Below are 23,563 nucleotides of genomic sequence, written 5' to 3'. Positions count from 1 at the left end.
TATAGACAGCCGAACCAACTTGAAAAGGAGGTTTGCCGACATGATTCGCGAGGAATTGACCCGGAATGCCGTCCATCAGCTCATACGTGGCCAACAGCTTGGCGTTCTCTCCACCGCCGGTGAGAAGGGCCCCTATGCCAGTTTGGTGGCCTTTTCAATTTCGGATGACGATCGACGTCTTTTTTTTGTCACGCCCCGGACCACCCGTAAATTCGCCAATATCACGGCAGACGCCCGGGTTGCCCTGCTGGTCAATAACAGCATCAATCGCCCTGAAGATTTTCATCAGGCTGCGGCGGTCACGGCGGTTGGTCGCGCTTTAACAATCGTTCCGCCGGAGCTGGAGTCCGTGCGCGATCACTACCTGGCCAAACACCCGTACCTGAAAGAATTCGCCTACTCGCCAAGCTGTGCGTTCGTGGCCATTCGGGTGGAACGTTACATCCTGGTGGAACGTTTTCAAAACGTCACCGAATACCGGATCGAAGATGAACTGGATTCTACCCATTGAGACAGTGCCGACCGGCAGCGGGCACCTGATTGGGGGCAAGGGCAATGCACTTCGGCAGCTTTCGGACCAAGGCCTGCGAATCCCCCGGACCCTGTGCGTGACCACCCAAGCGTACAAGGATTTCGTTGATGATTCGGGGCTCAGGGAGAAAATTAACCTTGAACTCAATCGCAAAGTCTTTTCCCAGATGCGCTGGGAAGAGGTGTGGGATGCCTCACAGCGGATACGCCTGTTGTTTTTACGTGCACCCATGCCGGCAGCCTTGCAGTTGGAATTGGAGCAATCCATCTCCCGTACCTTCAAAGACGCGACAACGGTGGTACGATCGTCGGCACCGGACGAGGACGGCAGTGGGCACAGTTTTGCCGGACTACATGCTTCCTACACCCACCTGCACGCGACGGACGAGGTGATTCGCCACTTGCGGCTCGTGTGGGCGTCGCTTTGGTCAGACGCGGCCCTGCTGTATCGTCAGGAATTGGGATTGGACATCCTTACCAGCTCCATGGCGGTGCTGATCCAGGAGATGATCCCTGGTCGCGTGTCGGGTATTCTTTTTACCCAGGATCCCACCCGATCGGATCGTGCCATGGTTGAATCGATCCACGGGATGAACCCGCCCTTGGTGGATGGTAAAATTTCGCCGGATCGCTGGGTGCTGGAGGCCGACACCGGCCTGGTCATCGACCACGTTTCCCCGGAGTCGAGAGCCCAGTGGCAGCCGCCGGACGGCACCGATGGTGAGTTGGTTCCGCTTCCCGAACGACTGAAACACCAGGCGCCGTTATCCACGGACAGCATCGCTATCCTGTGGACGGCCGGTGAAAAGATCGCCGGGATGGCAGGCAGCCCACGGGACATCGAGTGGACGTTTCGCGACGACGATCTGGTGGTGCTTCAAGCCCGGCCCATCACCGCATTGACGCAACCGGCGGACGGAGACCAACGCTCCTGGTACCTGAGTCTGCATCGAAGTTTGGACAACCTCTTGCAGCTTCAACGAAAAATCGAAGACAACCTGATTCCCCAAATGCAGGCGACAGCGGAGGCACTGGCGCGCGAGCCGCTTGGGGGCTTGAGCGACGCCGCGTTGGCCGCCGAAATCCAGCGCCGTTGGAAGATCAACCGTTACTGGACTTCCGTCTACTGGGATGATTTCATTCCCTATGCCCACGGTATGCGCCTTTTTGGTCAGGTCTACAATCAGGTGATGACGCCAGATGACCCATACGCATTCATGACCTTGTTAAAAAACCAGAACCTGATCAGCATCAAAAGAAACCGGGCGCTGTCCGAACTGGCATCCGGAGTTCGCCGTCAGCCCCGACGGGCACAGGCGCTTGGCGATAATGACCTGGATGCCCTGGACGCGGATTTTCGAACTGCACTGGAAAGTTTCGTTCGGCGCTACGGTGATCTGAGCTGTACGGTCACCGGTGCCGTCGACTGCGCTCCGGATGCCGGTACGCTGGCCAACATGCTCCTCGAAATGGCCAAGCTGCCGGAGACTTCTGAAAATGACCAAGAAAATGAGTCCTCCCTTGATCTGGAGTCGCGATTCTTTGACGCCTGTTCGCCTTCCATGGCGGCGGACTGCCGTCAACTGCTCTCCCTTGGGCGGTCCAGTTACCGCCTCAGGGACGATGACAACATTCTATTGGGTGCTATCGAGGCCCAGTTGATTGCAGCTGCCCATGAAGGTCGGCGCCGAATCGCTGCCGGCAGCGCCGAACTTGCCGATGTCATGGCGAAACTGGGCCTCGATCACGGGGATGAAACGATCATCGCAGCACATGCATCACGGCCGCCGGTCGTGCGTGATCGACAAATTACCGGGCAGCCTGCAGGACCTGGCCTGGCCCGGGGGCGAGCCCGAGTGATTCACCGGCACACGGACATTGCCCGATTCAAGCGCGGTGAAATCATCGTCTGCGACGGTGTGGATCCCAATATGACCTTTGTTATGCCCCTGGTCGCCGGCATCGTCGAACGGCGCGGCGGTATGCTGATCCACGGCGCCATCATCGCCCGGGAGTATGGATTGCCATGCGTCACCGGTGTAGCCGACGCCACCCGGCGAATCCGAACCGGCCAACAGATTACGGTGGACGGATATCTGGGTATCGTTACGCTTGCCGATGAACCCGGGACATTCAGTCCGGAAGAGACCCAAAGCAACAGCGCCGACAAGGTGAAACCATGACCAAGGATCGATCCGAACGTCCCGTGCTTGTGGTCGGCGCGACAGGATATGTGGGCGGACGTTTGGTGCCCCTGCTGGCATCCCGCGGATACCAGATTCGTGCCATGGGCCGGTCCCTGCAGAAGCTCAATTGTCGCCCGTGGGCGCGCCTTGCCCAGGTCGAAACGGTGCAGGCCGATGTACGGGATGTGCAATCATTTGTTTGTGCCGCCCAAGGGTGCCGTGCGGCCTTTTACCTGGTTCACTCGATGATTGCAGATAAAAAGGGATATGCGCAGGCGGATCGGGAAGGGGCGCTAAACATGGCCGCCGTGGCCGCTGCTTGCGGCCTTGAGCGGATCATTTATCTGGGCGGACTGGGCGACAGGGATGACCGGCGGCTCAGCTCTCACCTGCGCTCCCGGCACGAAGTCGAAATTATTCTTGCCAGCGGGCCGGTGCCGGTAACCAACCTGAGGGCCGCCATGATCCTGGGCTCGGGCAGCGCCAGTTTTGAGATGCTTCGCTATCTGGTTGACCGTCTTCCCGTAATGACGCCGCCTCGCTGGGTCAACACGCCCTGCCAACCTATTGCCATCGGCGATGTTCTTACGTATCTCGCGGGTTGCCTGGAAAATGAACACACCGCAGGTGAAACCCTGGATATTGGCGGCCCGGATGTGGTCACCTATCGTGACTTGATCCGCATCTATGCCGAAGAGGCCGGACTTCCGCCACGCATGGTGATTTCCGTTCCCGTACTCACTCCGTATTTGAGCGCCAAATGGATTCATCTGGTCACTCCGGTCCCGGCTTCCATCGCCCAGCCGCTAGCCGAAGGGCTGGCCATCCCCGTCGTTTGTCGGGAAGATCGCATTCTCGATCTGGTGCCGATAAAGCGAACCCCCTTACGCATGGCTATCCGGATCGCTTTGGAAAAAATATTGACCCATCAGGTGGACACCTGCTGGCATGATGCGGGCGAACTGCTACCGCCAGCCTGGGCGGCCTGCGGCGATGCGGATTGGTCCGGCGGCACGTTGATGACTTGCGGGTACCGGGTACGGGTAAAGGCCGATCCCAAATCCGTATGGAAAGTCGTGCGTAGTGTCGGCGGCAGCCGGGGGTGGTTCTATGCCCAATCGCTTTGGTGGCTGCGTGGTTTTCTTGATCGCCTGGCCGGGGGGGTTGGGCTGCGGCGTGGCCGACGCCACCCCGAGGAGATCGGCGTGGGAGACGTGATTGATTTCTGGCGCGTCCTGGACGTGAAAGAGGGGGAAAAGTTGGTTTTGCTGGCGGAGATGAAGATTCCGGGAGAGGCCACGCTGACTTTCGAAATTGATCCGTTCCCGGACGGAACCACTCAATTGACTCTGCTTTCCCGTTTTCTCCCCAAGGGGATGGCTGGCATTATATACTGGTACAGTCTTTACCCCTTGCACGAGATCATTTTTTTCGGCATGGCCAAAGCCATGGTCCGGGCTACTCAAAAACCCATCTGCGGAAAACCGCGACGTTTTACACCGCGTATTGCCGGCAGCTGCGCACTGCCTTGAAAACCGGGCCAATCAGTGACATTGCCGGTCATATCCGACGTGGCCACCGTCTGGATCAGAAAAAGTTACAGATCATGCTGTCGCTGGGCACAAAGGTCCGGAATGTCCGGCCGGAGGCTTTGGCGAGGTATCCCGGAACGGCCATGCCGGAATCATACTCGACATAGTTGACGAAGGTGCGCCCGTCAATGCGGACTTTCATCCCGCGTTGGGGCGCCTTGAGAGGAATGATCGCACAAGCGGTCTTGTACTTTTCCCCCAGATCCGCAAACCCCAGTTTGCGGGCCTGTTCAGCAAGGTTCACTTCCAGGTAGTGGCGTGCGCCGCGCTGTATGATGCCGCCGTATTTTTCTTCCACATGCTTGAGCAGTTTATCGATGCGGTTGTCCATTTTTTATCTCCTTTTTATTCCTTTAGTAAAAAAACCAACATTGTGATACTGTAGATCCATCCAACACTGCTGAAGCGGGTATGCATTCGACCTCTCCATTGCCATTACGAACCGAGGCTGATCACCGATTCGTCATCTCCTCGACGAAGATATTCACCCGCGGAAAACTTGCAATGGGAAAGGCAAATGGGTCTTATGGTAGGTTAAGCCTATTATTTTGGATCCCCTGCGGGGCGGGACGTCGTATGCCGTCGACCGGAGGAGGTTTCCCCAAGCAGCCCGCCGCGATGAGGAGATTTGTCATTGAAACCGCCCCTCCGACACCGCAACATCACGGTGAAACGCCTTCTGTTGGATGTTTTCCGATTCCTTCGCTGCCAGTCATGGTTCTGCCATCGCCTCGGTTACCCCTATCAACCCAGCCGCGAATATGTCGAAATCGACATCACCTACAAATGCAACCTGAAATGCATCAATTGCAACCGTTCCTGCACCCAGGCTCCCAGCGAGCTGGAAATGCCCGTCCCGACCATCGAGACCTTCATCGCTCGGAAGATCCCCTGGAAGCGCATCCGGATTCTGGGGGGCGAACCTACCCTTCACAGCCTATTTTTCGATATCGTCGACCGTCTGATGGACTATGGAAGGGGCCAGGATCCATCGGTGCGGTTGGTCGTCGGGACCAATTTCTATGGCCGCCGGGTTCGCCGGGCATTGGAACAACTTCCCCCTTCCATCGCCATCAAGAGTTCGCTCAAGACGTCGGGAAAAAACCTCTTCCGGCCCTTCAACGTGGCGTCCGTGGATACCCGTTACAACCGGTTTTCAGATTACCACTGCGGCTGCCGCATCATTGAAGAGTGCGGATTGGGACTGATGCCCACCGGGTATTACATGTGTGCCGTCGCCGGCGGTATCGACCGGACATTCGGTTATCGCCTGGGCCGGCCGGACCTGCCTGATCACTCCAATGATTTTACCGACCAGATGGCGGCTTCTTGCCCGTTGTGCGGTCATTTCGGCTTTCAGTGGCCCACCCGCAAAAGCAGACAATCCAAAACCCGGCGTCTGGCATACGCCGCCGCAGCGTCGCAGATGAAGAAAAAACACAAAGGAGAACATGACTGCCGATGACCGATTTGCGCGTACTGCATGTACTCGGACAACGTCCGGAAATGACCGGCAGCGGGATCTATCTCGAGGCTTTGATCCGGGAATCGCGAAAACACGGAATCACCTGCCATCGGATTGCCGGCGTGCCTGAAGGCAGCCTGGACGCCTCGACAGTTCGGCCTTCAGTCGACTCCGATTATGTTTTTTTTGAATCGGAAACGCTCGATTTTGCAGTTGTCGGGATGTCCGATGTGATGCCCTATCCCAGTTCGCTGTTCAGCGAGTTGAAAGGACGACGTCTTACGGCCTACAAAGCGGAATTCTCCCGCGTGCTGGAAACAGCGGTAAACCGATTCAGGCCGGATATTCTTCACACCAACCACCTTTTCCTGCTGTCGGCCCTGGTCAGAAAACGCTTCCCATCATTGCCTATGGTAACCACCTGCCATGGCACCGATCTGAGACAAGTTGAACTGTGCCCCCATCTGAGACGGTTCGCACGGCGCTATTGCCGGCGTATCGACAGAATCATCGCCCTGAGTGCCGATCAGAAGGCCGACATCCAACGGGTGTTGGACATCCCTGCAGATGCCATTGCGGTGATCGGCGGCGGCTATGATGACAGCCTTTTTACCCGTGGTCCGCGACGCACCGCTGGGACGATTCAACTTCTGTATGCCGGAAAATTGAATCGGAGCAAAGGCGTCCCTTGGCTGCTAAGGTCCCTGATGAAAATCAAACACCATGACTGGCACCTTCATATGGCAGGGGGTGGTAATGGACCGGAATTTAGCGAATGCATTGACCTCGCAGAAAAATTGGGCAACAAGGTTACCAACCATGGCTTCGTTACCCACCGCCGATTGTCGGAGTTGATGAAAAATGCCCATGTCCAGGTGCTGCCCTCATTTTTTGAAGGACTGCCCCTCGTGCTCTTTGAGGGCTTGGCCTCCGGATGCCGGATCATCAGCACCAATTTGTCAGGTTTCAATGAAATCTTTGGAAGAGCAAATAAAGATACGATCGACCTGATTCAATTACCGCCCCTTGAAACCATTGACCGACCGTATCAAAAAGATGAGGCTCGATTGGAAAATGCATTGTGCAAAAGCATTCTCAACATGATTTCTACTGTAAAGAAATCTCCGGATATCGACGATTCCCAAGCCACAAAAATTGCTTCCGATTATACCTGGTCGCGTGTTTTTGAACGCACATTGTCCATATACCATGATGCTGTTGACCAGAAAATCAGATCCGACTGATTTCCATTCACATCGTTTAGAACACCTATTCATAAATACGATGGCATTCGATCAATCAATAAATGGCTCAAGAATTAATAATTTATGCCCAATAATGGAAAGCTGACGACAATTTCCCAAGGAGATTCTCGTTGAAAAAGACCGAAATAATTCGGGATGTTGTCATAATTATAATTGTCTGCTTTATTTCATTTTTTATTTTTCAATAGTTTGATGTCCTTGAAAAAATAGTTGAATTTTCAAGAAAGTACGAGGAATACGAATTCCTTGAGTAATTCCATGTTCAGGTGGCGACGGGTTCCCCAGCGTTTACCGGCAATGTGGCGAAGCCTGGCAGCTACCAGCATAAGGGCGGAGTTCCCATCGGGGAAAGCACCAACCACTCAGGTCCTGCGCCTGATCTCCCGAAGGATACGCTCAACGGGGTTATTGGTGCGGATGCGCTGCCAATGAGCATTTGGGAAGTTATAGTAAGCCAGCGTATCACCAATCGGCATGAAATCCGTCTGTTTTGAATTTTTAGGTCGTTATCAAAAAAGTCAACCAAAAGGGTGAAGGATTTAATATTCTTGATTTATCAGAGGGATATGGTAGGGAAAAAGGGATCAAGTTTAAAAAACCAGCGTTTTTCTACCAGACACGCGTAAACTTGATTTCAAACCAACCGTTTATTCATCGTATTGCGATGAATAAATTATGTTGTGTCAAAGAATGAAATAGCGGGGATACAATAGAAGGATAAAAGAAAATGTTTAGCACGGAGTTTTTCCTTACTTCACTGGTGGTCGTTCTAATACCAGGTACAGGTGTTATTTATACGGTTTCAACAGGCCTTTTTATCGGCTGGCGTGCGAGCATTGCTGCCGCATTTGGCTGCACTATGGGTATCATTCCTCATTTAACAGCAAGCGTTTTGGGATTATCTGCCATTCTTCACATGAGCGCTATCGCCTTCCAAGTTGTTAAATGTGCAGGTGTTTTCTATCTTATGTACCTATCATGGTCAATGTGGCGTGAAACCGGTTTGTTACAAGTTAACTCTCCTGATTCAAAAAAAAGCCTGTTGGAAATAGTGGTAAAAGGGTTCTTAATCAATATTCTTAACCCAAAACTATCAATATTTTTCTTGGCCTTTTTACCGCTTTTTGTATCTCCAAACATATCGTCACCCTTGTTTCAAATGTTAATTCTAAGTGCTGTATTTATGGCAATGACTTTGATTGTATTTATTTTATACGGCCTTTCGGCCAATTATGTCAGCAAATATATTGTGAGCTCTAAAAAAGTTTCCACTTATTTGCAAAAATCGTTTGCTGCTATTTTTGCTGTCCTTGGTGTCAAACTGGCCATGACAGAGCAATAGAAATAAAATACAGACATAACCATCTGCTGGTAGGGAAGCGCAAACAGCCGCGCACCCACAGCAGCATGGTATGAAGCGCAAAAAAATAATTATCTGCAGATATTTTCTTTAATCTGCAGATAATGCGAAGAATAATATGATGAAAATACAAGGTTGAGGGTTAATAATTTTGCCGTTTATTAATAAAGTATTTTTACTTACTAATATTGTTGGCATCATTTGTATGTTCATTGGTGGGTATCTAATTATTACTTATCAATCTTCCCTTTGGGGTATCTTACTATCGTTGTTTGGGGGTTGTTTAATACTTTATATAAAGAATAATAAATCTAATATTAATTAATAAACCACTCTACAATCATACGTGTTCACGGGCGTAGCCGCGGGTTGATCTAAATCCAGGATAGGTCGGGTTGAGAATTTTGAAAATAGGATTCCACGCAATTCACAAGAGCAGGGGATGTGGCTTTCGATTTCAGCCGGCAGGTTTCCTTGAACGATATGTCCTAATCGTCAGTTAATGGCACACCGAAATTGAAAAAATGGGGTGACACTCCTGAGTGTAAAAACCAATTACACAGAAAAGAGATCACCCAATGAAAAAGAAAAAACGGAAAGCCGGAGGGGATAGGAAACGTTCTTCCCGGACGTTGGCCTACCCGGTCGAGTTTCGCCTCCGGATCGTCAAGCTCTTCCTGGAGGAAGGCTACAGCGCGTCACTGATCAACGAGGAGTTTGGCATCAGCCAGCACTCCATCCGGCGCTGGGTTCGAGCTTACCGGCGAGGCGGTGTCGAAGGGCTGACGCCGAAGCCTCGGCCGGGCGGCAGGCCTTCCGTAACGCCAGAGATCCGGGAACGGGCGATCGCCGTCAAGAAGTCGCATCCGGAGTACGGCGCCCGGTGCATCGCCGACGTTCTCAAACGGTTTTTCCTGATTCCCACCAGTCAGAGCACCGTCCACAAAACCTTATCCGAAAAGGGGGTGGAGGGAATTTTAAGAAATCAAATGGAAAAATGGACGTTTTTGTAACCTGACAATTGGTTTGAAACCATTTAACGGGTGGTTTGAAACCGTGTAATTGAGCCTGAAAATATAGTCCAACTTTCACCTGCCTTGTCACCGGCTGAAGTAAAAATTACAGTGAACAATAGTGTAAACTTGCCATAAAAATGTGGTTGTAAACCTCGTGGTGTTATAGTGTGAAATTTCCTCCCAGTCGATGAATTTCATCTTTAGATTTTTCCATTCGATCCGATATTCAAGAAAAATCGTACGCGTTCACGGGATATTCCAGTTTGAATTAAATCCAGGAGAGATTGGGCGTCGACCTTCGAAAATAGGAAGTAATACATTCCACGAGGAACGGGAACGTCGGTTTTGCATTTAGACGGCAGGTTTCTTTCAGGGATAATATCCTTTCGACCCACCGGTTTCCCTTTTCGCTTTGGGTGCCCAGGCTGCGCTTTCGCCATAGCACCCCAAAGCGCAGTGCCCGTTCGGCACGGTTGTTGGTCGGTTCAATGCCATGGTGATCGAGAAAGGTCCACAGACTGTCCATTTCGCGAACAATCTGCCGGGCGAGTTTTCCGGCGTCGGTCTTGTCCTTCTCCCAAACGGAGACGGTAAACAAAAAGAACGTATAAAAATCCGACCACATTTCCGGGTCGGGAGGTTCTTTGGCAAACGATACCAGTTGCCTCAGCCAGGCGGCGACGATTTCTCCGAAGCGGCAAAGATCGGTTTTCTTTCGTTCCGCCAGGGCATCGGCTTTGCGGATCAGATGGGCCAGGCAGGTTTGGCGGTTAACCCATTTTCGATATAGGCCGTAACCATCGCTGACCAGAATCCCGTCCCAATCCCGGACCAGTTTTTCGAAAGCTTCCTTGGAGCGATGCGGGTCGATGCGATAAAACGCCACCCGTTCGTTGGCCATGGCCCACAACCAGTGCAGGTCGTTTTCCTTAAACCAGGAAGTTTCGTCGATGTAGTTGCACCAAAAGCGTCGGGCGACCCGGCCGATGCGTTCGTAGGCCGGCAATAGCGCATTTGACGTGCGGTCGACAAGCTTCTGGATGGTTCCGGTGGCAATCCCGATGCCCAGAACCGACTCACACAACTGCTTGACGTCGTTGCGGCTCATGGCCTTGATCCCACTCAATTCTCCGATAAGCGCGGTAAAGCGCGGCCCATAACCGGTGGATACGTCAGAAGGTAGCGCGGCCTTGACCGTCCTGCCGCAGTTGGGACAGTCACATTGCTGGAGAATATAGTGGCTGATTTGCATTTCGATTTCGGGTAGCTCGATATGCTGATGCGCATAAAACGGCTGCATCTTTTGCGGATCGAACTGCGCATGCCCGCATGCGCAGCGCGTCGGCATCAACCAATGGCTCTCGGTCGGATCCAGCATCTGCCGCTGATGCGGCTTGTGGCCTTTCTGACCGCCTTTTGCACGTGTACTCTTTTTCTGTTTTCTCTTTTGCCTGCTAAAGGGCGGATCGGATGACGGCGGCTTACTGGAGTTATGAGAATTTTTGCTGGACCGAACCTCAAGCTTCTCCAGCCGCTTTTCGTGGGCTACAATCCGCTGTTCCATATCGAAAAGCATCCGTTCCAGAGCCATGATATACTGTCGCACCGGCTCTGGTGTCAGTTGCCAATCGAGTTCCGAAAAGGGTCTTTTGAGTGCCATGAAAAGCACTCTACCATAGTCAAAAAGAAAAATCTAGATTTATTTTGTATTATTTCGGTTAGTTATGATCTATTTTTTGTGCTTTGATTTCGGGGGGTTGCGAGACCAGTTGGATCCTCAAAGTACCCCGTGAATGCTTACGAAAAATCATTTCAATAGTGCAACGAATTGATCGTTTTATGGTTTTTGGAGAATGGCACTCAACGGATCAGCGATTAAATTCCGGTTAAGCATACTGTCAACTCGCATGGGAATTTACGTCGTCGATACTGTTTCAAGGATGGCGCATGCTGGAGTCGGCGCAGATTGTCTGGCGTACAGGGTATATGATGAAATTTTCGGACGTTTAGGTGTGTCCGAAACGGATGTTAAGGAACTGATGACCGAATTCAACTTAAAACTCAACATCGCGGAGAAATTGTTTCATTCAATTTGAGCCCCGATAAATATGAATTTGAAGGGCCATTTGTAATCATTTGCGCGGTTTCAAGCCGGGTAAAAGACCACACCTCGTGAAAGGTTACACAGCGATTGGTTATAATTTCTCTGCAATAGAACATTTTGCGCGTTTGGCTTTGTACATTGCAGCATCTGCTCTTATTAAAAACTGATGATGAGTTTCATCTTTATTTAAAAAAACAACCCCTTTAGATGCAGACACACCATTGGGTAATTTGCTATAAACGATTCTTTCGAGACGATCTTCAATTTTGTTGGAAATATTAATGGTTTCATCATCGTCTATATTTGTTAATAAAACAGCGAACTCGTCACCCCCAAATCGATAGCAATAATCTGTTCCTTTTCTTGAAAAACTAGAGAGTTTTTGTGCAAATTTGATAAGAACATTATCACCTTCTTTATGACCGTATTTATCATTGATCTCTTTAAATCCGTCTAAATCAAAAAATATCAAACCAACGCCGCTATTTAATCGCTTTGATCGTAATATCTCTTGCTGGATATCCAAATCAAACTGACGCCTATTACCTATACCAGTCAAAGGATCACGAAGTGAAAGAGGCGGTGGACCCCAAAAACTGGACAATGTGCTAAGCTATGAGTCAGACCAAAAATGAGGAGGATCTGACGATGGGTAACAAGCGCAAATCACACAGTCCACAGTTCAAAGCCAAGGTCGCTCTGGCTGCCATTCAGAACGAAGAAACCGCAGCACAGTTGGCCAGTCGATTCGGTGTTCACCCCACCATGATTTCCACCTGGAAGCGGCAGATGCTCGACGGTGCAGCCGATATCTTCGATAAAAGCCACCGATCCAGAAAACAGGCCGATGCCCAAACCGCCGAACTGTACCGCCAGATCGGTCAACTCAAGGTGGAAAACGATTTTTTAGCACGCAAGCTCAGCAGCTGAATCGCAAACAGCGTAAATCCATGATCGATCCGTTGGATCGGCAGCTGAGCGTTTCCCGGCAGTGTGAACTAATCGATCTTAGCCGGTCATCCTATTACTACCAACCCATACCCATAAGCCAAGAAGAGCTGGAACTGATGCGCAAGATCGACGAACTGTATCTTACCAATCCATCCTCGGGCAGCCGAACGATCAGCCGCCAGCTGGATCGTCAGGGCATAACAGCCAATCGCAAACGGGTTCAGCGGCTGATGCGATTAATGGGTATCGAGGCGGTGTATCCCAAACCGCGGACCAGCCGCCCCCATCCCCAGCATAAGGTATATCCTTATCTGCTAAGGGGTATGACCATCAGTCGCACCAATCAGGTTTGGGCCAGCGACATCACTTTCATCCCCATGGCCAGTGGGTACATGTATCTGGTGGCGATCATGGACTGGCACAGCCGCAAGGTGCTCGCCTGGCGGATATCCAACACCCTGGACAGCGCCTTTTGTATCGATGCCCTTAAAGAGGCGTTGAGCCGCTATGAGCCACCGGAAATCTTCAATACCGACCAAGGGGCTCAATTTACCAGCAACGCGTTCACCAAGGTTCTCATCGATAACAAGGTCGCCATCAGTATGGATGGTCGGGGTCGTTGCCAGGACAATATATTCGTCGAGCGGCTGTGGTGGACCCTCAAACACCAATACATTTACTTGCACGCATTCGACACCGGTAAGGCGCTGCGGCAGGGTCTGGGCCGGTGGCTCGATTATTACAATCACGAACGGGGCCATTCGGCTCTTGACGACAGAACCCCGGATGAGGTTTATTACGGTCTGCCCCATCCTTTCGCCGAGGCTGCCTGATGCCTTTTTATCTTTTAAAAAGCTCTCGGCTCATAGCTTATTCTACCCCTCAGGCTGTCCAGCCGATGGGGTCCACCTCCGGGTCAAACCGGATTCGGGGGGTTTTTTATAATATTGATATAGTTGGTCTACCCACTTGGCCAAAAAATGAATTTTTTTTTGAGACTACTTTCCTGGACGATAAATACGCTTTGAATTCCTGAATCATTTTCACCTCCTTGTCGTGTTGAAAAATTATCCGTAAATACGGATGAGCACCAAAATCGGCATAAAATCCGTCTGTTTTAAATTTTAACGGCGTTGCCAAAAAAAGCCAGACAAAAAAGGAAAGGGTTTAATTTTCTTGATTTATCAGAGGGATATGGTAGGGAAAAGAGCCAGCTGTCCAAAAAACCGACGGTTTTCAAACTGACACGCGTAAACTTGATTTCAAACAACCCGTTTATTCATCGTATTCCGATGAATAAACTATGTTGTGTGTTTATAAAAAATCACAGATTGAATTGGCTCTAATTCATGAGATTAAAGCAAGTTTTAATCGCAAATAGAATGAATGTATCGTTCTTTTTGTTTTCAATTTTAATGTTAAGTTGCGCACCACTTATCTTTTTCAACGAGGCTGTATGGGTGATTATGCCGTTTGTAATAGCCCTGCTCCTGACTCTCCCCAAAAGAGTGGACACACCGAACAGCCAAGTTGTATGAGGCTACAGGAGGTGTTCCACCATGGGAAAAAGACACATCGACCAAGAATTCAAAATTGAAGCTGTACGACTGGCGTCGGAACCGGGTAACACGCAGGCCGGAATAGAACGCGATCTTGGCATCAGCCAGGGGATTATCAGCCGCTGGAAACGCGAGTTATTTAAAGACGGCGACCAGGCCTTTCCCGGCAAAGGCCGCCTTAAACCCGATGACGATGCCATGCAGCGTCTCAAGCGTGAAAATGAACGGCTTCGCAGGGAGCGTGATATCTTAAAAAAAGCCGTGGCCATCTTCTCGGAGGATCCGCACAGGTATTCGGATTCATAGACGAACACCGCACTCAGTGGAGTGTTGAGGAGATGTGCCGAGTCCTTTCGGTGTCTCGTAGTGGCTATTACCGTTGGCGCGGTCGTCCAGAAAGCCGCCGGACGATCGAGAACAGGCGTCTGGATGCCCATATCAAGGCGATTTTCATGAAATCTAAAAGGCGTTATGGCAGCCCGAAGATCACGGATGAACTCAATGATATGGGTTTTCCTGTCAGTAAAAACAGGGTTGCCCGCAGGATGAAAGCCGCCGGTCTGCGCTCGATCGTCCGGCGCAAGTATCGGGCGACCACCGATTCGAAGCATTCCCATCCGGTCGCGGATAACCTTTTGCAGCGCGATTTTACGACCGATGGGCCGGACAAGGTGTGGGTGTCGGACATCACGTACGTCGCCACAGCGCGCGGTTGGCTTTACCTGACGGTCTTTATCGACTTGTTCTCTCGAAGGGTGGTCGGATGGGCGCTGAGCAGTTCGTTGAGCGCTGAAATGGTTATAACGGCCCTTGCCCGCGGCATCCGCAACCGTCGCCCCGGTTCCGGGCTGATCATTCACTCGGATCGCGGCGTTCAGTATGCCTGCAAGGATTTTCGAAAGGTTCTTAAAAAGCATCGTTTCATCCAGAGCATGAGCCGAAAAGGTGACTGCTGGGACAATGCCGTGGCCGAATCCTTTTTCGGCATCATCAAATCGGAGCTGATCCACCACGAGCGTTTCAAGGGCCCTCAGGACACCCTGAAGGCAATATTCGAGTACATCGAGGTCTTTTACAATCGAAAACGCAAACATTCGACATTGGGTTACAAAACCCCCGATCAATTTGAACGGGTCATGAAATCAGCAGTTTGCTTTTAACCGTGTCTACTTTTTTGGGGAAAATTCAGTTTAACATTAGATTTGATTTGTCAAAGGATGAGATGGAGAGTCAGTATGGTGAACTTATAAAGGCAGGTCATGAAGCAATCGTAAGCACAGAGGGTCTTCTTATTGAAGCTCATCGTAAGGCAAAAGGTAAAAAACCGCGTTGGAATAAGGTCGGCGGATCTATTTATGGTGGTAAAAAGGCTACCGCGAGACATATCTATTTGCTCAAATTGTTTAGTGGGGAATTAGATGGCTGGATGATAGCCAGGAAATCAATAATGGAGCTCCATAGAAACCCAACATATGAGAAGTGGGAAAATTACCTTCACGCTATTCGTTTACATGCAATAATAACACAGTCATCATTTAACTCAGCGTGGCAAGATTACCCAGACTCAGGGAATACTAATACTAAATCAGAAATTATTAATAACAGCTATTTACCGGCAAAATGGACAAGCTAACACACGCTTTAACTCGGAGCGCAAAAAGCCGCGCCCGGTTAAGCGCAACGTTATGTGAATATTGAGAGGAAGATAATAAGAGATGGAACATGTATTCTTTTGTACTGGTCACGAACTCAAAATTCCAAATATTGTGAAAAGTGAAGGCCTTTACCTATATGACAAACAAGGTAAAAGCTACATGGATTTAGAGTCAGGAGTTTGGTGTACATCTATAGGACACAATATTGAGGGGATCAACGGGATAATCAAGAACCAAATAAATTCATTGATGCATGCTGGCTTTTGCTATTCAAATGAAATACTTGAAGAATCGGCACAATCAATCCTTAAGGCTGCTGGATTTAATCATGGAAAAAGTGTGTTTCTTTGTTCTGGTAGCGAAGCAATTGAGATATCAAGTCAGATGGCCAAACATCTAACTGCGGAAAGCGTTTCGTTGACACTCCATGATTCATATCTTGGCGCATACTCTTCAATAACCGACAAATCCAGAAATTGGCATTTATTAAATTGGGAGCAATGCAAAATATGCTCTGATAAAGATAAATGCGATTTGTCATGTGAGGTGCTTAAAAAAATACCAAAATACGTGTCTGAGTTTATTTTTGAACCAGGCAGTTCCTCTGGTTTTGTGAGGTTCCCACCAAAGGCGATGATAAAGAATATCGTTAAGATTGTTCGAGACAATAATGGAAAAATCGTTGCTAACGAAGTAACAACCGGTATCGGACGGACTGGCAAGTGGTTTGGATATCAACATTATGACATTAATCCCGATTTTATAGCTGTTGGGAAAGGAGTTGGAAACGGATATCCTGTGAGTATCGCTCTTATCAACGAATATACGGCAAGGCAGTTGGAACTGAAACCGTTTCATTATTCTCAATCCCATCAAAATGATCCTTTGGGAGCCTCGATAGTAAAAGGGGTTATTCAGTATATTGAAAATAACGATTTGATATCGGAAGCGCAGAAAAACGGCGCATTACTTCAAAAACATCTTGAATCAATTGTTGATAAAGAAATTATTCTTGAAGTTCGTGGAAGAGGTTTGATGTTTGCTGTTGATATCAAGAACGAAGGCCTAACAAATTCCATTTACAGCGAACTAATTAAAAAGGGATATATAGTGGGGAATCGAGGTTCATCGCTCAGGATTGATCCACCGCTTACAATTACAAAAACTGAAATTGATGGGTTCATTGAAGTATTAAGAGAAACGATATCACATGTCAAATTATTCAGATAACCAAGCTTTTTCAGCGGAGCGCAAAAAGCGCGCGGCCGCTGAAAAGCAGCGTTATATCTGTTCAGAATGGTTTAAAGGGAATCGTGAGGCCAAGTGAAAGCAGCTGTCGACAAAGTTCGAATTTGGAAAGATAAGGCAACAAACCTCAAGTTTTGTGATGCCTTCTTCTATAGTCACATTTTTCCAAAACATGCTCATGACTACTATGTCGTAGGCGCCATTACAGAAGGAAAGCAACTCTTTTGTCACAAAAAAGAAGAATACTTTACGCCTCCTAATGGAATGATTCTTTTAAATCCAGGCGACGATCATACCGGAAAACCAGCAGACAAGGATGGATTTCGCTGGCGTGCAGTGTACTTTAGTTGTTCACAGGTTGAACAGATCGCGGATTCCCTCGAAATTCACCTGAAAGAGCAATCTGTTCTGAGACAGGTTAGAGTGGATGATCATCAATTACTTCGATTATTTAACCAGCTACATGATCCCATAAATTTAAAAAACTCCGTGCTTGAGAAGGAATGCGTTGCGATCCAGTTTATGTCACTTCTTTTAGACCGATATGCTCATCATAAGGGCAAGAAATATCCAGCTTGTCCTGAAAATTGGGTAATAGGAAGAGCGAAGGAATACATTCTTGCCAATCTCTTGGTAAAACCAAACCTGAAAGAAGTTGCTGAAAACCTGGGCATCGATCAATTCCGTTTAATACGGGAATTTAATCGTGTTACTGGGATGTCTCCATATGCTTTTTTTGAATGCTTACGAATTAGTGAAGCTCAGCGGTTGCTGGATAAAGGATTATCGCTGGCTGAAGTTGCATTATCATTGGGATTTACAGATCAAAGTCATTTTACAAGACGCTTTAAACGGCTAATCGGAGTGACTCCTGGACGCTATCTGCATTGAGTCTTTCCCGCTAATTTGAGCCAAATATGCAGCGAAAATGACAATCATGCCACCAGCGAACTGTATTATACGCAGCCTCTCATCTAACAGCCACCATGCCGCAAAAATGGTAATAAAGGGAACAATATTTATAAAAATAGATGCCCTGCTTGCTGGAATATAGCACAGTGCAGAATTGTAGGTAACAAAAGCACCAACGGATGAGAACATCGCCAATACGAATAAGGCTATCCAGGATGAAGACTCCACAGCTACCCAATGCACTTCAGTGACTTGAAGAAGAAAAAAAGGGAAAAAAAACAGTGCGCCATAAAGCATTTGGAATGCCGTAATCAGTACTGGATCAATTTCATTGCTGAAATGTCGAGCTAAAATCATATATCCAGCTGCTGCAAAAACAGCTCCTAACATTAGAACATCTCCTTTTGAAACGGAAAAAAGAGTGGATTGGTCTTGTTCAATGCAAATTAACAAAGTTACGCCAACAAGAGAAAGGAATAAACTTAAAATGCGTTTAACTGAAATCCGCTCTTTGAGAAAAAAGATGGAAAGTAACAGCACAGCCACAGGAATAGTCGCCGCGATTAATGATGCTTTTGTTGCAGTGGTATACTTAACCCCGTAATTTTCACAAATGAAGTAAAGACCGGGCAGAAATAACGAAATTAGCATCATTTTTTTATGAAAATTATCCGGCAACTTTGGCCATCCCCGAAGGGTTAGAAAGGCCAAAAAAACGATTGAAGCAATAAAAAAACGTAAAAAAGCAAGGGTTAGGGGCGGGAAATTTGTTAGCGCAATTTTGGTTCCAACATAAGAGGTACCCCAGAAAAGGACGGAAAATGAAAGAAATATATAGGCTTTTATATCGCCATTGCGTTGCATAGCTCACTCCATAGGAAAAATTTCCATGAAAGTATCGCAATATCCGAATTACGTCTTGTAGGATATTGCAAAAAAACTCTTAAATTTATAAAAATATATAACCATGCTAATTCAGCCGACGCAAAAAGCCGCGCGGCTGATTAGCGGCGTTCTCTTTTTGTTGTTTATGACGTCCGGAAATCTATCAGAGATTGGATAGCGATGGAATGGAAAATACCGATAAAGAAGTCCTGATTCGTCCCCCTCTCGAAATCGCGCGTGCAGTCGAATCACTTTTACGCGGCGCAATATTTTTTTGTTTACGAATGTTCTACACACTCTATCGGTATTTGTTAATTCGAAGAAGATTTCCTTTTTCGAGTGAATCAGATACGTCTTCAGCTGCTATTATAATCGGCCCCTTTACATTCGCAGTATTTTCTTGGATACTAAATCTTTCTGGTATCTTTATCATGTCCTTTGGGAACCCAAAATCACCCGACTCTTTATTTGAAGCTACAATGCTTATCCTGGCTGATGGAATCATGTCAGGTAATCCTGCTAAATTTCTTCTCGCGATTTCACCAATCTTGATCACGATTGTTTTAGTGGCAGCTTTACAATGGCTGATATGCCAAGTTTTAGGGGGGGAAATTTCATTCGACACAAATCTCTCAATCGCTGGATATGTACTTGGAACATATGCATTCTCTCTTTTTATTCTTATTATGCTCTATTTTCCTTTTATTATTTCGAGAACACGGAATTATGTTTCGATTCCAATGTTAATAATTTTCGTTTTTATTATATTCCTATGGACTCGCAGATGGTTTCGGATGCTCATCGAACACGACGGGTTAAATAGAATAAAATCAGTTTTCACAATTGGCATTGTTATTTCACTTACAGTATCGACATATTGGTTTATTATAAAAGCCGTTCTTCCTGTCCTTAATCGTTACTGGAATTTTTTTGAAATTTTAGGGATTAGCCAATAAATGCACGTTGCAAGTGGCTATTGTTTATATAGTGGTAAATAGCTCAGGACTTATTTAGGTACGGATACCATTTGTTGGTAAGATAAGAAATGACATAATTTTTTTGCACAGGACGCCAAACAGCGGGCGCCTGAGAAAATCCCGTTGGGCTGCAGTAACCGTGAAATTTTAGGCATTCAGGATATAGCGTTATGCCTTTTCAAAGCAATATTTTTAACTCTGAGTGCAGAGAACTTGGCGATGGTAACCATCTCCATTTTGTCAAAATGGCAAAAGGGTCAGGTCTCAACATTTGACAAATTATCGATATCCTGTGGGATTCGGAGACGTTCCTTACAAATTATACAAATAGCAGAATTGTGTGCTCATAAGCAGGGATGTAGCAGGAGCTCGGATGGCCCTCATCAATGAAACTATCGATACATTAACTACTCTTCAATTTCAAAAAGGGCTGAATAATGAAAAGCGTAATTTTATATGATTCTATCGGCGGAAATACTGAAAAAGCAGCCCAGCACATATTCGATACGCTTAGAGATGCAATCAGTATCGTTGACCTAGTAAAATTTACACCTGAGGTTGATATTGAAATTTTTGATTACGATCTGGTTTTTTTGGGATCACCTGTCATCGACTGGTTGCCAACAAAACGGATGATGGAATTTTTGAAAAAGAAGCTCCAATCATATAGCGACCACGGGAAAATCGTACCATCCTCTCCCATAATACCCGGAAAGTATGGCATATGTTTCTGTACATATGCTGGACCGCATATTGGTAAAAACGAGGCACTTCCCATGACTATGTGGCTTAGCTCGTTTTTAGAACATCTTGGATATGCGGTTCTGGATCAATGGCATATCGTTGGTCAATTCCACAAGGAGACCCATATGAATACTCAAGGGCGACTTGGTAATATTTTAGGCCGCCCGAACGATGCGGATTTAACCAATGTCGTGAACCGAACAAAAGGGATTATTGGAGCTCTGTCTGCGTCCATTGAAGATGAGAAAAGTTGAACTGTAAGTGTATGAATAGCAGAAAAAATTATAACCAGCGACTTCTCACAGGACAATCCGGGGGGAGGCAGGGACAACCGAAGAACCGGATGCGGGAAAACCGCACGTCCGGGTTTGTGCGGGAGGTGCTGGATAACCGGCGTTCCTACCGCGAGATAATCTGAAATAGCGAAATGCTAAATCCATTCAATTTCCTGACACACTTGAGAGGACCACTGGAAAAAGCTTATCCCATTAGGCAGGAAAACCAACTTCAGCTAAAAATCCGCATCATTTTCTTCTGGGTGCTGTTCGCCGCTTTTTCCGGCAGTTTGGTCGTATTACTTGCCGCATACTCCGCAAGGACCGGCGGGGAACTGTGGGCCGGTCTCGCGGGTGCCGGATGGACGGGCCTGGTCTTTGTTTTTATGTTCCTTTTCCTTTTAAGCGTATATGAGAGCATTGTCGCCGTTTTCCTCTTTCTCCTCCGCAAATTCAAATTCTTCACAAAGTCGGACGCCTCTGAGGCAGACCCTGCTCGCCGGCAATTTATCAACCAAGCCGTCCAGGGGGGGCTCATTCTTCTTTCCGCCGGCCTGGCCCGAAGCGCGAGTCTGCATGCCGCAGAATTGCCGGTGGCCAGGGTCATCCCGGTACCCGTCAAGGGGCTGCCGAAGGATCTTGACGGCTTTCGCATTGTTCATCTGACGGACATTCACGCCGATCCCTTTACCAGCCGGGACTGGGTGGAGGCCATCGTTCGCATCGCCAACTCCCTGGTCCCGCATGTGGTCGCCATTACCGGGGACCTCGCTGACGGTCCGGTCAAACGAATGGCCGGCATTGTCCGACCACTAGCGGACCTTTCGGCACCCTTCGGCCGCTATTTCGTTACCGGCAACCACGAATATTACATGGCGGCCCAGGGGGTCGAAAACTGGATTTCACACCTGGAACATCTCGGATTTCACGTGCTGCTCAACAGCCACCGGTTGCTGACTCGAGGTGCCGGAACCGTTTTGCTTGGAGGCGTCACCGATTACTCGGAGGGAAATAATTTTCCCGGACATGCCTCCAGTCCCGCCGCAGCGATCCGGGATGCGGCCCCTGCCGATGTCCGGATTCTGATGGCCCACCAACCCAAAAGCGTATTTGAGGCCGCCGAGGCGGGCTTCGACTTTCAGTTTTCCGGGCACACCCACGGCGGGCAGTTTTTTCCGGGCCAGATCATGATGGCAATCGCCCAGCCTTTTGTGTCCGGCATGCACCGGTTTCGGTCCACGTCGATCTACGTCAACTCCGGCGTCGGGTGCTGGGGGCCGCCGTCCCGGCTTGGATCTACGGCGGAAATCGCGGCCTACGTTCTGCGAACCGAATAGCGGGAGTCATGTGAATCCAGCGGATAGTAGGGGCGCCAGTAATATACTGCCGGCAAAGCTGGAGGCATATGACTCCCTGGAAATCTAACACGAATAGGGTGCGGGGACAGGCGGGACGTCCATCAATTTATAAACAACCATCCTTCTTCCTTGTATTTGGATATACCTTCATGACTGCTGCAAAGATTTCAACTCCGAATAACATCGAAACTTGCTACGAGATCTTTGGTAATGAAGCAATCTCACCGCCAATGGAAAGGGGCTGCGGGACATTTCATTAAATCATAAAAAACTATGTAAGCGTTCCGGGGGAATTTAGCTGGGAAAGTCACTAATATAATTTTTTCAGATCTTAAAACCAGTTGGATAAGGTATCGGAGATCTGTAATGAGACATGACAAGTTTTTTGTACTATGCTTTCTAATCTTTATCATAGCGACAGGATGCGATAAAAAAATCCCCTGTTACCCGCCTGAACACTACGAATCGGAACCTGGCGCCCCTTACATTGCTGAAGAAGTACGGATCCCAACTTCAAAAGGGTACGCTTTAGCGGGAACCCTCACGTTACCGTCTGTTGATGCTTCTTCCTGCCCGGCAGTCCTTTTAATAACAGGTTCAAGTCCCCAGGAACGCGATCACATGCAGGACAGACATAAGCCGATGAGTCTGTATCGACCTTTCCGCCAGATAGCAGACGCAATATCCATGGAAGGTATTGCTGTCCTGCGCATGGATGACCAGGGAACCGGATGTTCAGGAGGTAATGCATTAGAAAATGTGACAATTCAGGAAAGGGCGGATGATAGCAGGGCAGGGGTCGCATACCTCAAGAATAGAAAAGAAATCGATGGAGAATGGATCGCATTGCTGGGTCTTAGCGAAGGCGCGAACATTGCGCCTTTGATTGCCGCCTCCGACCCGTCCATCCGGGCTGTGGTCATGATGGCCGCAACGGCTACAAACGGCTATAAGATCATTGAATACCAGCAAAGGCGCAAGATTGACGAACGATCTGATTTGTCCGAAACCGAGAAAGAGCAAGAGTTTGCAAAATCGATGCGTGGACTGAGGCGCGCACTTGCCAGAGGAGAAGGCGGGCTTTGGTTCAGATCATTCATTGAGTATATGCCGCTGCCGACAGCCGAACATGTCTCCTGCCCGGCATTGATACTTCACGGGGACAAGGATGCCCAGGTCCCGGTCGACCACGCGGATTTATTGGCAAAAACGATGCGCACAAGCGGAAATGAAGACGTGACGGTCGTCATTTTCAGAAATCATAATCATCTATTTCTTGAAGATCCAAATGGAAACAGGAGCGGCTACGCAAAATTGTTGCAGCATACCAACCAGTTGCCTGAACAAGTGCTATCAACCATTGCCGACTGGCTCGGAAACCATCTGTTGGGTGATTGAAGACAACAGGGTCGCCTCCTAATTGTTAACTTTTTAGATGGTATCTGCTTTGATCAACCTATATGGAGTCGGGGACGTATGA

22 protein-coding genes and 1 pseudogene are annotated in these 23,563 nt (G+C 48.5%); 18 read left to right on the top strand and 5 right to left on the bottom strand.

The window, feature by feature from the left end; translation table 11 throughout:
• Positions 1-40 precede the first annotated feature (40 nt).
• From ACHZBS_RS00115 to ACHZBS_RS00105, 3 genes are read left to right on the top strand one after another with little or no spacing between them, the layout of a single operon-like run.
• Positions 41-511, top strand: a complete 471-nt coding sequence (locus tag ACHZBS_RS00115; RefSeq protein ID WP_319404506.1) for a pyridoxamine 5'-phosphate oxidase family protein — start codon at positions 41-43, stop codon at positions 509-511.
• Positions 489-2,714, top strand: coding sequence for a PEP/pyruvate-binding domain-containing protein (locus ACHZBS_RS00110; protein WP_319404505.1), 2,226 nt, complete (start codon positions 489-491; stop codon positions 2,712-2,714). The genes ACHZBS_RS00115 and ACHZBS_RS00110 overlap by 23 nt, the downstream gene beginning before the upstream one ends.
• On the top strand, positions 2,711-4,249 hold the full coding sequence (locus tag ACHZBS_RS00105) for an SDR family oxidoreductase (RefSeq protein ID WP_319404504.1): 1,539 nt from the start codon (positions 2,711-2,713) through the stop codon (positions 4,247-4,249). The genes ACHZBS_RS00110 and ACHZBS_RS00105 overlap by 4 nt, the downstream gene beginning before the upstream one ends.
• Before the next feature lie 55 nt (positions 4,250-4,304).
• Here the strand turns inward: ACHZBS_RS00105 and ACHZBS_RS00100 are convergent, their stop codons facing one another.
• Positions 4,305-4,640, bottom strand: coding sequence for a hypothetical protein (locus ACHZBS_RS00100; RefSeq protein WP_319404503.1), 336 nt, complete (start codon positions 4,638-4,640; stop codon positions 4,305-4,307).
• A 303-nt stretch (positions 4,641-4,943) separates the two neighbouring features.
• Here ACHZBS_RS00100 and ACHZBS_RS00095 point away from each other — a divergent pair, with 303 nt between their 5' ends.
• Together ACHZBS_RS00095 and ACHZBS_RS00090 are read left to right on the top strand one after the other, a co-directional pair.
• The gene (locus ACHZBS_RS00095) at positions 4,944-5,774 is read left to right on the top strand and encodes a hypothetical protein (protein ID WP_319404502.1); all 831 of its coding nucleotides are present in this window, start codon (positions 4,944-4,946) and stop codon (positions 5,772-5,774) included.
• The gene (locus ACHZBS_RS00090; RefSeq protein WP_319404501.1) at positions 5,771-7,018 is read left to right on the top strand and encodes a glycosyltransferase family 4 protein; all 1,248 of its coding nucleotides are present in this window, start codon (positions 5,771-5,773) and stop codon (positions 7,016-7,018) included. Before ACHZBS_RS00095 ends, ACHZBS_RS00090 begins: the two co-directional genes overlap by 4 nt.
• A 239-nt stretch (positions 7,019-7,257) precedes the next feature.
• On the opposite strand, the pseudogene ACHZBS_RS00085 reads toward ACHZBS_RS00090, so the two are convergent.
• Positions 7,258-7,509 (bottom strand): annotated as a pseudogene (locus ACHZBS_RS00085) (transposase); the annotation flags it as partial.
• Positions 7,510-7,766: 257 nt separating this feature from the next.
• Between ACHZBS_RS00085 and ACHZBS_RS00080 the strand changes: the two are divergent.
• Complete coding sequence (locus tag ACHZBS_RS00080) at positions 7,767-8,381, top strand: LysE family translocator (protein WP_319404500.1); 615 nt, start codon at positions 7,767-7,769, stop codon at positions 8,379-8,381.
• A gap of 596 nt (positions 8,382-8,977) precedes the next feature.
• Positions 8,978-9,412 (top strand): helix-turn-helix domain-containing protein, encoded by a 435-nt coding sequence (locus ACHZBS_RS00075; protein ID WP_319404499.1) that lies wholly within the window; start codon positions 8,978-8,980, stop codon positions 9,410-9,412.
• Positions 9,413-9,683: 271 nt separating this feature from the next.
• On the opposite strand, the gene tnpC is transcribed toward ACHZBS_RS00075, so the two are convergent.
• A complete protein-coding gene (gene tnpC / locus ACHZBS_RS00070; RefSeq protein WP_319404498.1) occupies positions 9,684-11,075 on the bottom strand; it encodes an IS66 family transposase in 1,392 nt (463 codons plus the stop codon).
• Between the two features lie 193 nt (positions 11,076-11,268).
• Here tnpC and ACHZBS_RS00065 point away from each other — a divergent pair, with 193 nt between their 5' ends.
• A complete protein-coding gene (locus tag ACHZBS_RS00065) occupies positions 11,269-11,511 on the top strand; it encodes a hypothetical protein (protein ID WP_394707955.1) in 243 nt (80 codons plus the stop codon).
• A gap of 99 nt (positions 11,512-11,610) precedes the next feature.
• On the opposite strand, the gene ACHZBS_RS00060 is transcribed toward ACHZBS_RS00065, so the two are convergent.
• Positions 11,611-12,123, bottom strand: a complete 513-nt coding sequence (locus ACHZBS_RS00060) for a GGDEF domain-containing protein (RefSeq protein ID WP_319404497.1) — start codon at positions 12,121-12,123, stop codon at positions 11,611-11,613.
• A gap of 44 nt (positions 12,124-12,167) precedes the next feature.
• On the opposite strand from ACHZBS_RS00060, the gene ACHZBS_RS00055 reads away from it, so the two are divergent.
• The 6 genes from ACHZBS_RS00055 to ACHZBS_RS00030 all read left to right on the top strand — a co-directional run bounded on the left by ACHZBS_RS00055 (position 12,168) and on the right by ACHZBS_RS00030 (position 17,823).
• A protein-coding gene (locus tag ACHZBS_RS00055; RefSeq protein WP_319405970.1) for an IS3 family transposase occupies positions 12,168-13,303 on the top strand; the annotation gives its coding sequence in 2 pieces (ribosomal slippage) (positions 12,168-12,447 and positions 12,447-13,303; 1,137 coding nt in all).
• Positions 13,304-14,029: 726 nt separating this feature from the next.
• Positions 14,030-14,335: a transposase gene (locus ACHZBS_RS00050; RefSeq protein ID WP_319404496.1), complete on the top strand. Its 306-nt coding sequence runs from the start codon at positions 14,030-14,032 to the stop codon at positions 14,333-14,335.
• Positions 14,332-15,189: an IS3 family transposase gene (locus ACHZBS_RS00045; RefSeq protein ID WP_319409048.1), complete on the top strand. Its 858-nt coding sequence runs from the start codon at positions 14,332-14,334 to the stop codon at positions 15,187-15,189. The genes ACHZBS_RS00050 and ACHZBS_RS00045 overlap by 4 nt, the downstream gene beginning before the upstream one ends.
• Entirely contained in the window at positions 15,180-15,662 is a 483-nt protein-coding gene (locus tag ACHZBS_RS00040; RefSeq protein ID WP_394707954.1) for a hypothetical protein, read from the top strand. Before ACHZBS_RS00045 ends, ACHZBS_RS00040 begins: the two co-directional genes overlap by 10 nt.
• A gap of 82 nt (positions 15,663-15,744) precedes the next feature.
• Complete coding sequence (locus tag ACHZBS_RS00035) at positions 15,745-16,914, top strand: aminotransferase class III-fold pyridoxal phosphate-dependent enzyme (RefSeq protein WP_319404494.1); 1,170 nt, start codon at positions 15,745-15,747, stop codon at positions 16,912-16,914.
• A 93-nt stretch (positions 16,915-17,007) separates the two neighbouring features.
• Positions 17,008-17,823, top strand: coding sequence for an AraC family transcriptional regulator (locus ACHZBS_RS00030; protein WP_319404493.1), 816 nt, complete (start codon positions 17,008-17,010; stop codon positions 17,821-17,823).
• On the opposite strand, the gene ACHZBS_RS00025 is transcribed toward ACHZBS_RS00030, so the two are convergent.
• Positions 17,788-18,708, bottom strand: a complete 921-nt coding sequence (locus tag ACHZBS_RS00025) for a DMT family transporter (RefSeq protein ID WP_319404492.1) — start codon at positions 18,706-18,708, stop codon at positions 17,788-17,790. The two genes, ACHZBS_RS00030 and ACHZBS_RS00025, sit on opposite strands and share 36 nt — an antisense overlap.
• A gap of 206 nt (positions 18,709-18,914) precedes the next feature.
• Here ACHZBS_RS00025 and ACHZBS_RS00020 point away from each other — a divergent pair, with 206 nt between their 5' ends.
• The 4 genes from ACHZBS_RS00020 to ACHZBS_RS00005 all read left to right on the top strand — a co-directional run bounded on the left by ACHZBS_RS00020 (position 18,915) and on the right by ACHZBS_RS00005 (position 23,481).
• Positions 18,915-19,685, top strand: a complete 771-nt coding sequence (locus ACHZBS_RS00020) for a hypothetical protein (protein ID WP_319404491.1) — start codon at positions 18,915-18,917, stop codon at positions 19,683-19,685.
• A 458-nt stretch (positions 19,686-20,143) separates the two neighbouring features.
• Positions 20,144-20,704, top strand: coding sequence for a flavodoxin domain-containing protein (locus tag ACHZBS_RS00015; protein ID WP_319404490.1), 561 nt, complete (start codon positions 20,144-20,146; stop codon positions 20,702-20,704).
• Positions 20,705-20,877: 173 nt separating this feature from the next.
• Positions 20,878-22,062: a metallophosphoesterase gene (locus ACHZBS_RS00010; protein WP_319404489.1), complete on the top strand. Its 1,185-nt coding sequence runs from the start codon at positions 20,878-20,880 to the stop codon at positions 22,060-22,062.
• A gap of 642 nt (positions 22,063-22,704) precedes the next feature.
• Positions 22,705-23,481: a serine aminopeptidase domain-containing protein gene (locus ACHZBS_RS00005; RefSeq protein WP_319404488.1), complete on the top strand. Its 777-nt coding sequence runs from the start codon at positions 22,705-22,707 to the stop codon at positions 23,479-23,481.
• Positions 23,482-23,563 lie beyond the last annotated feature (82 nt).

Origin of the sequence: uncultured Desulfosarcina sp., assembly GCF_963664155.2 — a bacterium.
Classification (GTDB): Bacteria; Desulfobacterota; Desulfobacteria; order Desulfobacterales; family Desulfosarcinaceae; genus Desulfosarcina.
Note: the sequence above shows the minus strand (reverse complement) of the source record. Positions and strands in the feature narration are given on the sequence as shown.